Source organism: Nocardia arthritidis NBRC 100137 (assembly GCF_001612765.1).
Taxonomy (GTDB): domain Bacteria; phylum Actinomycetota; class Actinomycetes; order Mycobacteriales; family Mycobacteriaceae; genus Nocardia; species Nocardia arthritidis.
Map to the genome: position 1 here is coordinate 1 of NZ_BDBB01000062.1, position 13,144 is coordinate 13,144.

The 13,144-nt window shown below is 70.9% G+C and carries 9 protein-coding genes; all 9 read left to right on the plus strand.

Going from position 1 to position 13,144, the window contains the following annotated elements:
• The coding region (locus NA8_RS30185; protein ID WP_439957437.1) for a peptidoglycan D,D-transpeptidase FtsI family protein at nucleotides 1-1,869 on the plus strand (1,869 nt) is incomplete at its 5' end.
• Between the two features lie 306 nt (nucleotides 1,870-2,175).
• Nucleotides 2,176-3,759 carry a UDP-N-acetylmuramoyl-L-alanyl-D-glutamate--2,6-diaminopimelate ligase gene (locus tag NA8_RS30190; protein WP_174550160.1) on the plus strand — a complete coding sequence of 528 codons (1,584 nt, stop codon included), beginning with the start codon at nucleotides 2,176-2,178 and terminating at the stop codon, nucleotides 3,757-3,759.
• Entirely contained in the window at nucleotides 3,756-5,294 is a 1,539-nt protein-coding gene (locus NA8_RS30195; protein WP_063053715.1) for a UDP-N-acetylmuramoyl-tripeptide--D-alanyl-D-alanine ligase, read from the plus strand. The genes NA8_RS30190 and NA8_RS30195 overlap by 4 nt, the downstream gene beginning before the upstream one ends.
• On the plus strand, nucleotides 5,291-6,367 hold the full coding sequence (mraY, locus tag NA8_RS30200; protein ID WP_062977371.1) for a phospho-N-acetylmuramoyl-pentapeptide-transferase: 1,077 nt from the start codon (nucleotides 5,291-5,293) through the stop codon (nucleotides 6,365-6,367). Before NA8_RS30195 ends, mraY begins: the two co-directional genes overlap by 4 nt.
• Before the next feature lie 47 nt (nucleotides 6,368-6,414).
• A complete protein-coding gene (gene murD / locus NA8_RS30205) occupies nucleotides 6,415-7,872 on the plus strand; it encodes a UDP-N-acetylmuramoyl-L-alanine--D-glutamate ligase (protein ID WP_062977373.1) in 1,458 nt (485 codons plus the stop codon).
• A 237-nt stretch (nucleotides 7,873-8,109) separates the two neighbouring features.
• Nucleotides 8,110-9,516: a putative lipid II flippase FtsW gene (ftsW, locus tag NA8_RS30210; protein ID WP_063053716.1), complete on the plus strand. Its 1,407-nt coding sequence runs from the start codon at nucleotides 8,110-8,112 to the stop codon at nucleotides 9,514-9,516.
• The gene (gene murG, locus NA8_RS30215) at nucleotides 9,513-10,619 is read left to right on the plus strand and encodes an undecaprenyldiphospho-muramoylpentapeptide beta-N-acetylglucosaminyltransferase (protein WP_063053717.1); all 1,107 of its coding nucleotides are present in this window, start codon (nucleotides 9,513-9,515) and stop codon (nucleotides 10,617-10,619) included. The genes ftsW and murG overlap by 4 nt, the downstream gene beginning before the upstream one ends.
• Nucleotides 10,616-12,139, plus strand: coding sequence for a UDP-N-acetylmuramate--L-alanine ligase (murC, locus tag NA8_RS30220; protein ID WP_063053718.1), 1,524 nt, complete (start codon nucleotides 10,616-10,618; stop codon nucleotides 12,137-12,139). The genes murG and murC overlap by 4 nt, the downstream gene beginning before the upstream one ends.
• Before the next feature lie 5 nt (nucleotides 12,140-12,144).
• On the plus strand, nucleotides 12,145-12,867 hold the full coding sequence (locus NA8_RS30225) for a cell division protein FtsQ/DivIB (RefSeq protein WP_245664064.1): 723 nt from the start codon (nucleotides 12,145-12,147) through the stop codon (nucleotides 12,865-12,867).
• Nucleotides 12,868-13,144: the final 277 nt, after the last annotated feature.

The following is a 13,144-nucleotide window of genomic DNA, read 5'->3' on the forward strand; positions in this document are numbered from 1 at the left end:
CGCCGCGGGCCTGCGGCGCCGCGCGCCGCAGGAAGGCAGCGGCCCTCGGCCAAGGCTGTCCCGGACGGTCCGCTCCGGTTGCGTCTGGGCGTCGGCCGGGTGGTCATGCTCGTCGCGCTCGCGGTGGTCACGATGCAATTGCTGTGGGTGCAGAGCGTCGCCGCGCCGGGACTGTCCGCACAGGCGGCCAGCCAGCGCACCACCCATCAGCCCGACCCGGCGATCCGCGGTCCGATCAACGACCGCAACGGCAAGGCGCTGGCCTTCACCGTCTCGGCCAAAGCCCTGCACTTCCGGCCGGTCGCGGTCCGCAAGGAGCTGGCGGACGCCAAGGCCAAAAGCGACAAGGCGCCCGATCCGGACCAGCGGTTACGCGACATCGCGCGCACCATCCACGAGAAGCTCGGCAGAGACGCGCCCGCGGAAGCGGACCTGCTCGCGAAGCTGAACAGTGACGAGCAATTCGTGTTCCTCGCTCAGAACGTGGATCCCCGGATCGCGGACGAGATCACCGAGAAGTTCCCGCAAGTGGGCTCCGATCAGCAGAGCCCCCGGGTGTATCCCGGCGGGTCGTTGGCGGCGAACGTCGTCGGCGCCGTCGGCTGGGACGGCCACGGGCAGGTCGGGCTCGAGTCCTCACTGGACTCGGCGCTGGCCGGTACCGACGGATCGCACACCTACGATCGCGGTTCCGACGGCGCGGTCATCCCCGGCAGCTGGCGCGATGAGCAGCCCGCGGTCAACGGGTCCGCCGTAGAACTCACCCTGGACTCGGATCTGCAGTACTACGTGCAGCAGCAGGTGCAGCAGGCCAAGGACATGTCCGGCGCGGGCTCCGCTTCGGCCGTCGTCCTGGACGCCAAGACCGGGCAGGTCCTGGCTATGGCCAACGACAACACCTTCAACCCGGGCCTGGGCCCGCAGAAGTGGGCCAATGCCCAGCTGAGCAACCCGTCGGTGACGGACGTGTTCGAGCCGGGCTCGGTGAACAAGATCGTCACGGCCGCCGCGGCCATCGAATACGGCCTGACCGATCCGGACGAGGTGCATCAGGTGCCCGGCGCTATCCAGATGGCGGGCGTCACCGTGCACGACGCCTGGGCGCACGGCGTCGAGCCCTATACGACCACGGGCATTTTCGGCAGGTCCTCCAATGTGGGCACGCTGATGCTCGCGCAGCGCGTGGGCGAGGACCACTTCGCCGACATGGCGCACCGGTTCGGGCTCGGGCAGCGCACGGGCATCGGCCTGCCGGGCGAGAGCGCGGGCCTGATGCCCGACCGTGATCAGTGGTCCGGCGGCACCTTCGCGAATCTCCCGATCGGGCAGGGCCTTTCGATGACGACGCTGCAGATGGCCGGCATGTACCAGGCGATCGCCAACGACGGCGTCCGCATCCCGCCCCGGATCGTGCGGGCGAAGATCGCACCGGACGGAACCCGCACCGAGGAGACGCAGCCGGACGGCGTGCGCGTGGTGAGCAAGCAGACCGCTGCCACGTTGCGGACGATGTTCCAGGCGGTGGTGCAGCGTGACCCGATGAACGCCAACCAGAACGGCACCGGATGGCCCGCGGCCATCACGGGCTACCAGGTGGCGGGCAAGACCGGTACCGCGCAGAAGGTGGACCGGAATTGCCGGTGCTACTCCACGTCGTCGTTCTGGATCACGTTCGCGGGCATGGTTCCCGCGGACAATCCGCGGTACGTGATCGGGCTCATGCTCGACGCGCCCGTCCGCAGTTCCGACGGCTCCGGCGGAGGTTCGGTCGCTCCGCTGTTCCACAACATCGCCTCCTGGGCGCTGCAGCGCGACCGAATTCCGCCGTCCTCGCAGCCGTCCAGGCAATTCGTCCTGCAGGCGGGGTGATCGAGCTTTCCGGCCCGGTGTGACCGGGGTGTGCGAACGGTAGCGAAGACATCGGATCTGTGCGGAGGAAACAGCAGGTGAGCGCGGTGTTCGAGGAGCGCGGGCACGCGGCGCAGCGCCGTGCGCGTCGCGTCCTCACCCGGGGGTGTCCGGGCGCCGCGTGGCGCGGTCCGGACCGGGTGGGCGAACCCGTAGGGTGCGGTGGGCGACCTCCCCGGGTTTGCGATGGGGCGCATGGTCCCGCCGTGACCGGTCGCCGGTAACCTGACACGTCGATCACCGCCCCCCGAAAGGAGCCTGGTTTCTGTGCAGTCCGGTCAACCGCGCGCATTGCGGCCAGAGCATTCGCCGTCAACGCCGCTGGCGTCGCTGGCCGCCGTCATCGGCGCCGCGACGAGCCCCGAATCGGCTGTACACGGGGTGTCGGTCACCGGCATCGAGCAACGCTCGGATGCGGTGCTCCCCGGTGACCTGTTCGCCGCGCTGCCCGGCGCCCGCGCGCACGGCGCGCGTTTCGCGCGGGAGGCGGTCGCCCAGGGCGCGGTCGCGGTGCTGACCGACGCGGCGGGCGCGGAGCTGGCCGGGCCGCTCGGGGTGCCGGTGCTGGTGCGGGAGAACCCCAGGACCGTACTCGGCGAGCTGTCGGCGACGATCTACGGCAATCCGTCCGAACGGTTGCGCATCGTCGGGATCACCGGGACCTCGGGCAAGACCACCACCTCATATCTGGTGGAGGCGGGTCTGGCCGCCGCGGGGCTGTCCACCGCATTGATCGGCACCATCGAGACCAGGATCGGCGGCAGGCGGGTGCCCAGCGCGCTGACCACCCCCGAGGCGCCGCAGTTGCACGCGATGTTCGCGCTGATGGTCGAGCAGGGCGTGGACGCGGTGGTGATGGAGGTGTCCAGCCACGCGCTGACGCTGGGCCGGGTGGACGGGGTACGTTTCGCGGTGGGCGCGTTCACCAACCTGTCCCAGGACCACCTCGACTTCCACGCCGACTTCGAGGACTATTTCGCCGCCAAACGCAAGCTGTTCGAACCGGATTCGCCGGTCGCGGCGCGCACCGCCGTGGTCTGCGTGGACGACGAGTGGGGCCGGCGGCTGGCCGCCGGTCTGGCGAACCCCGTCACCGTGTCGACCACCCGGACCGCCGCCTGGAGCGTCACCGGCGCGGTGTCGGCGCACGGCGGCGAACAAGACTTCACCGCGGCAGGTCCGCAGGGGGAAATTCCCGTGCGCCTGCGGCTTCCCGGCCACTACAACGTCGCCAACGGCCTGCTCGCGGTGGCAGTGTGCGCCGCGGCGGGCGTCGATCCGTCGGCCGCGGCGCCCGCGTTGGCGACCGTGGACGTGCCGGGCCGGATGCAGCGGGTGGAGCGCGGGCAGGACTTCCTGGCGATCGTCGACTACGCGCACAAGCCCGCGGCGCTGGAGTCCGTGATCGCCACGCTGCGCGGGCATCTCGCGGCGGATACCGCGGGACGGCTCGCGGTGGTGGTCGGCGCGGGCGGCGAACGGGACGCGGCAAAGCGGCCGCTGATGGGCGCAGCGGGCGCGCGCGGCGCCGACCTGCTGATCGTCACCGACGACAACCCGCGCACCGAGGACCCGGCGGCCATCCGCGCCGCCGTGCGCTCCGGTGCGCTGGAGGTCCCGGCGGCCGAACGCGGCGAGGTGCGGGAGATCGGTGACCGGGCGCAAGCCATCGCGGCCGCGGTGGCGTGGGCGCGACCCGGTGACGCGGTGCTGATCGCGGGCAAGGGACATGAGGCAGGGCAGGAGATCCAGGGCGTGAAGCACCCGTTCGACGACCGCGACGTACTCGCGGCCGTTTTGGAAAGACGCAGTCCGCAAGGAAACCACGCGGAGGACTTGACGGTTTCATGATCGAGATGACACTGCGGGACATCGCGGACGTCGTGGGCGGCACGCTGCACGACGTCGCAGACCCGGAGGTGCGAGTGACCGGTGCGGTCGAATTCGATTCGCGCCGAATCGGTTCCGGCGATCTGTTCCTGGCGCTTCCGGGCGAGCGCTCCGACGGCCACGACTACGCGGCCGCGGCGATCGCCGCGGGCGCGGTGGCGGTGCTGGCGGCGCGGCCGGTGGGCGTGCCCGCCATCGTGGTCACCCCGGCCCGTGGCGCCGTGCCGTCGAGTTCGGTTGCGCTCAGCCATGATTCGGACGGTTCCGGCGCCGCCGTGCTGACCGCGCTCGCCGCGCTGGCCCGCGCCAGCGTGTCGCGTCTGGCCGCCGAGGGCGGACTCACCGTCGTGGGCGTCACCGGCTCGTCCGGCAAGACCTCCACCAAGGACCTGCTGGCCGCCGTCCTGGCGCCGCTGGGCACGGTGGTGGCACCGCCGGGTTCGTTCAACAACGAACTCGGCCACCCGTGGACCGCGTTGCGTGCCGACGCGGGCACCCGTTTCCTGGTGCTCGAGCTGTCCGCGCGTGGGCCGGGGCACATCGCCGCGCTGGCCGAGGTGGCGCCGCCGAGCATCGGCGTGGTGCTCAACGTCGGCACCGCGCATCTGGGCGAGTTCGGCAGCCGCGAGGCGATCGCGAAGACCAAGGGCGAGCTGGTCGAGGCGTTGCCGCCGACCGGGCTGGCCGTGCTCAACGCCGACGATCCGCAGGTCGCCGCGATGGCCGCGCGTACGTCGGCGCGGGTGGTGACCGTCGGGCAGGCCGCGAATGCCGAGGTGCGGGCCACCGACATCCGGCTCGACGACCAGGCCAGGGCCGAGTTCACCGTGCACACGCCGGTGGGCAGCGCCCCGGTGCGCCTGGCCGTGCACGGCGAGCACCAGGTGGGCAACGCGCTGTCGGCGATCGCGGTGGCGCTGGAATGCGGCGCGGACCTCGACACCGTCACCGCGGCGCTGTCCGGTGCGCGCGCCGCGTCCGCCCGCCGGATGGACGTGCGGACCACGGTGGACGGGATCACGGTGGTCAACGACTCCTACAACGCCAATCCGGATTCGGTCCGTGCCGCGCTCAAAGCGCTGGTGAGCATGGCCCGCGCGGCAGGGACGCCGCGGCGCAGCTGGGCGGTGCTCGGCGAGATGGCCGAGCTCGGCGAGGAATCCGTCATCGAGCACGACGCCATCGGACGGCTCGCGGTGCGGCTGGACGTCAGCCGGGTGGTCGTCGTGGGCACCGGAAGGCCCGCCCGCGCGCTGCACCAAGGCGCGGTGATGGAAGGGTCCTGGGGTGAGGAATCGATCCTCGTACCCGATATCGAGGCGGCGATCGCACTGCTGGACAAGGAAGTCGCCCCCGGCGACGTGGTGCTGGTCAAGGCATCGAAGTCGGTCGGCCTCTGGGAGGTCGCCGAGCATCTGACCGACCCGGGCGTCGTGACCGCACGCGGCGGCGCGGCGAACAACGGGGCGGGACAGGACACGGAGGCAGCAGGATGAGACAGATTCTCTTCGCCGCGGCGATCGCGCTGACGGTCTCGATCCTGCTGACGCCGCTGCTCATCCGGTTGTTCGCCAAGCAGGGCTTCGGGCAGGAGATCCGAGTCGACGGTCCCGCCAGCCACCAGGCCAAGCGCGGCACCCCGACGATGGGCGGCGTCGCCATCCTGGTCGGCATGTGGGCCGGTTACCTCGGCTCCCATCTGATCGGCATCGGCTACGACGCCGATGGGCCGTCGGCGTCGGCGTTGCTGGTGCTCGGCCTGGCCACGGCGCTCGGCGCGGTGGGTTTCGTCGACGACTTCATCAAGATCCGCAAGCAACGCAACCTGGGGCTGACCGCGGCGGGCAAGTATCTCGGCCAGCTGTCCGCGGCCGTGATCTTCGGCATTCTCGCCTTGCAGTTCCGCGGCGGGAGCGGGCTGACCCCCGCCAGCAGGCACCTGTCCTACGTGCGCGACATCAGCACGGTCACCATGGGCGTGGTCGTGTTCCTGGTCTTCGTCTGCTTCGTGGTCGTCGCCTGGTCCAACGCGGTGAACCTCACCGACGGACTCGACGGGCTGGCCGCGGGATCGATGAGCCTGGTGCTGGGCGGCTACGTGATCATCACGTTCTGGCAGTACTACCACGCCTGCGAGACCAAGCCCGAGACCGGCTGCTACAACGTGCGCGATCCGCTGGACCTCGCCCTGGTCTGCGCGGCGGGCGCGGCGGCGTGCGTCGGGTTCCTGTGGTGGAACGCCGCCCCCGCCAAGATCTTCATGGGCGACACCGGTTCGCTCGCGCTCGGCGGCCTGCTGGCGGGCCTGTCCATCACCACCCGCACCGAACTGCTGATGATCGTCATCGGCGCGCTGTTCGTCGCCGAGACCGCGTCGGTGGTGTTGCAGGTCGCGGTCTTCCGCACCACGCGCAACCGGTTGTTCAAGATGGCGCCGTTCCACCATCACTTCGAGCTCAGCAAATGGGCCGAGACGACGGTGATCATCAGGTTCTGGCTCCTGGCCGCGATGGCTTCCGCCGTCGGGCTCGGGCTGTTCTACAGCGAATACCTCTCCGCGGTCGGGTGAACGAGATGGTCGAACATTCTCCGCGGGCCCTGCGCTCGCCCGGGCCCATGCTGGAATTCCTGCGCGGCCGTGACGTCCTGGTCGCGGGCTGGGGAGTCTCGGGACGCTCGCTGGTCGAACCGCTGCGCGACATCGGCGCGCGCCCGGTGGTCACCGACGGCGGCGCCGCCGCCCTGGCCGAGGCGGCCGGGCTCGGGCTGGACGTGGCCACCGCCGCGGAGCTGGAGAACACCGACTGGAGCCGGTTCGCGCTGGTGATCACCAGCCCGGGCTGGCGGCCGGACTCGCCGGTGCTGGCCTCCGCCGTGTCGGAGGGCACGCCGGTGTGGGGTGACGTGGAGTTCGCCTGGTGGGTCGACCAAGCCAGGATCTACGGCCCGGTGCGCAAATGGCTGGTCGTCACCGGCACCAACGGCAAGACCACCACGACCCAGATGACCCACGCCATTCTGCGCGCCGCCGGTATCGCCAGCGTCGCCTGCGGCAACATCGGCCTTCCCATCCTGGACGCGTTGCGGCGCAACCCCGGTCCGCAGGTGCTCGCGGTCGAACTGTCGTCGTTCCAGCTGCACTGGGCGCCGTCGGTGCGCCCGGAGGCCGGCGTGGTGCTCAACGTGGCCGAGGATCACCTGGATTGGCACGGCGGCCTGGACGCCTACGCCGCCGCCAAGGCCAGGGCGCTGGTCGGCCGGGTCGGCGTGGTCGGCCTGGACGATCCGGTCGCGGCCTCGCTGGCTCGCAAGTCCAAGGCTCGCCGGACCGTTGGTTTCCGCGTCGGCGTGCCCGCCGACGGCGAGCTCGGCGTGGTGGACGGCAAGCTGCTCGACCGCGCGTTCACCAAGGCCGCGATCCTGGCCGAGGTGGGCGACATCAGCCCGCCCGGTCCCGCGGGTGTCGCCGACGCCCTCGCCGCCTCCGCGCTGACCAGGGCGATCGACATCGCGCCGCAGTTCGTCCGGGAGGGCTTGATCGAGCACAAGGTCGGCCCGCACCGTGCCGCGTTCGTGCGCGAGCTGGCCGGCGTCGAGTTCGTCGACGACTCCAAGGCCACCAATCCGCATGCCGCGCGCTGCTCGATCCTGGCGCATCCGCAGGTGGTCTGGGTGGCCGGCGGCCAGCTGAAGGGCGCGCACGTCGAGGACCTCGTCGAGGAGGTCGCCGACCGCCTGGTCGCGGCCGTGCTGATCGGCGCCGACGCGCCGGTGATCGCGGCCGCGTTGGCGCGACACGCGCCCGAGGTCCCGGTGGTCGAGCTGATCGCGGGAGACGATGCAGGGATGGGTGACGAAGCGTCGAGAACCGCCGCGGCCGACGCCGTCATGGCGCGCGCCGTGCGAGCGGCCGCCGGGTTCGCCCGCCGCGGCGACACCGTGCTGCTGGCTCCCGCCGCCGCGTCGCTGGACATGTTCGCCGATTACACCCACCGGGGTCGCAGCTTCGCCGCGGCGGTGCACACCCTGGAAGAACGTGACCTGGGAACCACCGACATCGGAGGTTTGCGGTGACCGCCGACCGGGGCGGGTGTGATCCGGACGCCCACTCCGGTCGGCCGAACCACCTTCGCGGACCAGCGGGCCCACCGCCGCATCGCTTTCGGCGCCGAGAAATCCCGACGCCGCTCCGGTTACGACCGAGGGTGAACCGGGGGGCGCATGGTGCGTAAAGGTAACGGCACGCGGTCGACAGCGAAAGCGGGTATCCAGAAGACCGGCGCGCAGCCACAACGGAGCCGGGCGTCGGGTATGGGGCCCGCGGCGTGGCTGGCACGCCCGCTCGCGTCGTTCCACCTCGTCGTTACCATCGCGACACTGCTGACGGCCCTGGGACTCGTCATGGTCCTGTCGGCGTCCGGAGTCGTGGAATACGCGGAAGGCGGGTCGGCGTACTCGCTGTTCATCCAGCAGACCCTGTTCGCGGCGATCGGTGCCGTCCTGTTCTATCTGGCCCTGCGGGTTCCGCTGCGCCTGTTACGCCAAGCCTCGTTCCCGCTTTTCGCGATGTCGGTGCTGGCGCTGGTGCTCGTCCTCGTTCCCGGTATCGGCACCCGCGTGCAGGGCGCCCGCCGGTGGCTGATCCTCGGCCCGGTCTCGGTGCAGCCATCCGAAGTCGTGAAGGTGACGCTGATCGTCTGGGGCGCTCACCTGCTGGTTTCCCGGCGCGCGATCGGTTCGGGTCTGCGCGACATCCTGGTTCCGCTCGTCCCGGCGGGTGTGCTGGTGTGTCTGCTGATCGTGGTCCAGCCGAACCTCAGCACCACGGTCGCGGTCGGGATCATCCTCGGCGCCCTGCTGTGGTTCGGCGGCCTACCGGTCCGGTTGTTCGTGACGATCGCGGTCTCCGGCGTCGTGGCCGCGGGCGTGCTCGCGATGTCCGCCGGATACCGGTCGAATCGGGTCCGGTCCTTCTTCAACCCGGGTTCCGATCCGCAAGGCGACAATTACCAAGCCCGGCAAGCGCTGTATTCCCTGGCCGACGGGGGGATCTGGGGCAGAGGGCTGGGGCAGAGCCGGGCCAAGTGGAGCTACTTGCCGAACGCGCACAACGATTTCATCTTCGCGATCATCGGCGAAGAACTCGGCTTCCTCGGCTGCGCGCTGGTGCTGGGACTGTTCGCGTTGTTCGTCTACACGGGCCTACGCATCGCCAGCCGGTCGGCGGATCCGTTTCTGCAGCTGCTGACCGCCGCCGCGACGACGTGGATCGCCGGGCAAGCCATGATCAACATCGGGTACGTGGTGGGTTTGCTGCCGGTCACCGGACTGCAGCTGCCGCTGGTGTCGGCCGGTGGCTCATCGCTCGCGATCACCCTGCTCATGTTCGGGCTCATCGCCAACGCCGCTCGACACGAGCCGGAGGCCGTCGCGGCGCTGCACGCCGGACAGGACGGTCGTTTCAGTAGGCTGTTGCGGTTGCCCAAACCCGAGGTGTACGCACCGGCCCGGGCGAGTGCGGCCCGCCGCGGCCGGGCGCCCAGGCAGGCCGACCGCGGACCGTCCGCGCTTCCGCGGGGGCGGGGCGGGCGGTACAGCGCGGAACCGCCGCGGCGCCGCTCGCCGGAGAGCCGTGGCACCAGCTCGGCGCGTGCCACCAGGGCTTGGGAACCAAGTTATCCGGTCAATCACGCAAGAGAACGGGGAAGATCTAGGTGATCTCGGTAATCGTCGCGGGCGGCGGCACGGCGGGCCACATCGAACCGGCACTGGCGGTGGCGGACGCGTTGCGGCGGCTCGACGATTCGATCCGGGTGACGGCACTGGGCACCGAACGCGGTTTGGAGACCCGCTTGGTCCCCGAGCGCGGCTATCCGCTCGAGCTCATTCCTCCGGTCCCGCTGCCCCGTAAGCCCACCGCAGATCTGCTGCGCTTGCCCGGCCGGGTACGCGCCTCGGTGGCCGCGACCCGGGCGGTTATCGACGCGGTCGAGGCCGACGTGATCATCGGATTCGGCGGCTACGTGGCGCTGCCGGCGTATCTCGCCGCGGGCGCGGGCGTACTGCGCCGCAGGCGGCCGGTTCCGGTGGTGGTGCACGAGGCCAACGCCAAGGCCGGTATCGCGAACAAGGTCGGCGCCCGCCGCGCCGCGCGGGTGCTGGCGGCGGTCCCGGACTCGGGTCTGCCGAACGCGCGCGTGGTGGGCATCCCCGTGCGGGAATCGATCACCGGATTGGACCGCGCCGCCTTGCGAGCCGAGGCCCGGGCGCACTTCGGCCTGCCGGCCGAAGGACCGGTGCTGCTGGTGTTCGGCGGTTCGCAGGGCGCGCGAACCTTGAACGAGGCGGTCTCCGGCGCCGCGGCCCAGCTCGCCGCCGCGGGCATCTCGGTACTGCACGCGCACGGCCCCAAGAACACGCTGGAGGTGGATGATTCCGCCGGTGCGGACGGCGTCCGGTACGCGGCGGTGCCGTACCTGTCCCGGATGGACCTCGCCTACGCCGCCGCCGACGCGGTGGTGTGCCGATCGGGCGCGATGACCGTCGCGGAGGTCTCCGCGGTCGGGCTGCCCGCGTTCTACGTGCCGCTGCCGCATGGCAACGGGGAGCAGGAACTCAACGCCCGGCCCGTGGTGCGCCAGGGCGGTGGCAGAATTGTCCCCGATTCCGAGTTGACGCCGAAGTACGTGATCGATGAGGTGATTCCGCTGCTCATGGACCCCGCACGGCTGATCGAGATGGGCCGGGCCGCCGCAGGCGCCGGGCACCGCGACGCCGCCGACGAGGTGGCGCGGATCGCGATGGAGGTGGCGCGCCGATGAGCGACACCACCGCCGACCAGGCCGCGCCGGACGCCGTCACCGAACGCACAGGGCTGCCCCCGGAGCTGGAACGCGTGCACATGGTCGGCATCGGCGGGGCCGGGATGTCCGGCATCGCGCGGATCCTGCTCGCCCGCGGCGGTGCGGTGTCGGGATCGGACGCCAAGGAGAGCCGTGGCGTGCTCGCGCTGCGCGCGCGGGGCGCGCAGGTGCGGATCGGGCACGACGCCACCGCTTTGGACCTGCTACCCGGTGGCCCGACCGCCGTGGTCACCACGTACGCGGCCATCCCGAAGACCAATCCGGAACTGGTCGAGGCCAACCGGCGCGAGATCCCGGTGCTGCTGCGCCCCACCGTGCTGGCGTCGCTGATGCGAGGGCATCGCACCCTGCTCGTCTCCGGCACCCACGGCAAGACCTCCACCACCTCGATGCTCATCGTGTCGTTGCAGCACTGCGGGGTCGACCCGTCGTTCGCGGTGGGCGGCGAGCTCAACGAGGCGGGTACCAACGCCCACCACGGCACCGGCGACATCTTCGTGGCGGAGGCCGACGAGAGCGACGGCTCGCTGCTGCAATACGACCCGGACGTCGCCGTGGTCACCAACATCGAGTCCGATCACCTGGACTTCTTCGGCTCCGACGAGGCCTACGTTCAGGTCTTCGACGACTTCGCCGACCGGCTCGCCGCGGGCGGCCTGCTGGTGGTGTGCCTGGACGATCCGGGCTCGCGGGCGCTGGCCGAGCGGGTCGGAGAGCGCTTGGCCGAGCGGAACGTCCAGGTCCTCGGCTACGGTTCCGGCGAGCTCGCGGACGCGCCGGTCCCGGTGGGCGCCCGGCTGCACAGCTGGGAGCCGCGCGACGTCGGCGGCATCGCGCAGTTCCAGCTCGCCGACGAGGCCGCGCCGCGCGCGCTGCGCCTGGCGGTGCCGGGCAGGCACATGGCGCTCAACGCGCTCGGCGCCCTGCTCGCCGCCCGGGCCGCAGGCGCCGAGGTGGGGGAGATCATCCAGGGCCTGGAGGGGTTCGGGGGTGTGCACCGCCGGTTCCAGTTCGCCGGGCGGGAGAACGGCGTGCGGGTGTTCGACGACTACGCCCATCACCCCACCGAGGTGCGCGCGGTGCTCGGCGCCGCCGCCGAACTGGTCCAGCAGGAGGCCCGCGACGGCGCCCGGTCCAGGCAGGGGCGGGTGATCGTGGTCTTCCAGCCGCACCTCTACAGCCGGACCGCGACCTTCGCGCAGGATTTCGGCGCCGCGCTCAGCCTGGCCGACGAGGTCGTCGTGCTCGACGTCTACGGCGCGCGGGAGAAGCCGCTGCCCGGCGTGAACGGTGCGCTGGTCGCGCAGTCGGTGACGAAGCCGGTGCACTACCAGCCGGATATGTCCCGGGTCGGGCGCCAGGTCGCGGGGCTGGCGTTGCCGGGCGACGTGGTGATCACCATGGGTGCCGGTGACGTCACGATGCTGGGCCCCCAGATTCTCGACGGATTACGGGCGCGTCCCCAGCACGGACGGTGACCCGGGTGCGCGGGGTCGACTCGGCGCGCGCTGCCGGGCGCCTCGCGGGTGATCGGTTCGGCGAGATCGAATGGCGCCGGATCCGCCTGTGGGGATTGCTGAGCGTGTGCGTTCTTGCAGCGCTCTGTGCCATCGCCTGGTTCACTCCGGCGCTCTCGGTACGCACCGTGCGGATCGAGGGGGCGGCGGCGGTCCCCGAGCAACAGGTGCGCGATCTGCTCGAAATTCCCTCCGGCCGCTCGATGCTGCGAATCGACACCGATGCCGTCGCCCGGCGGGTGGTGAGCATTCCGAAGGTGCGCTCGGCACGGGTGCAACGGATATTTCCGTCCACTGTCCGAGTGACCGTGGTCGAGCGCGCCGCGGTGTTGTACTACGACAGCCCGCAAGGCGCGCACCTACTGGACGCCGACGGTGTCGAATTCGCGGTCGAGCCCGCGCCGATCGGTGTGCCGAAGTTGATCACCGATCATCCCGGCGGCGCCGATCCGGTGACCAGGGCGGCGGTCGCGATACTCGCCATCGTGCCGCCTGCGCTGGCAGTTCAGGTGAGCGAGGTTGCGGCTCGGTCTATTTCGGATATTTCGCTGAATCTGAAGGACGGCCGCACGGTACTCTGGGGCGGGAGCAACGACGCCGAGCGAAAGGCGGCGGTGGTGTTGCCGTTGTTGACGCGCCCCGGAACGGTGTTCGATGTGTCGAGTCCCAATCTGGTCACGGTAAAGTGATCCACACCCATTGCGCCCAGGTAATTTTCAGCGGTCCGGAAGTGATTCCGGCGCGGAGAAGGGGGCCGGGGGGCAACCGTTCACCATACGACGTGTGGAGCGGCGAGGCGAGCGGGATCACGCAAGATTCTGGCTCTCGTCTCGGCGCGCCTGCGCGCGTATCGCGTCGGCTGCGAATAGCGTTCCGCAACAGTCGGATACTTGACATAACGCTAACCCTATGGTTGAGCTTTAGAGTTTGCCCGAGCCGCGGTTCGCTCTTCGCAGCGAACCGACC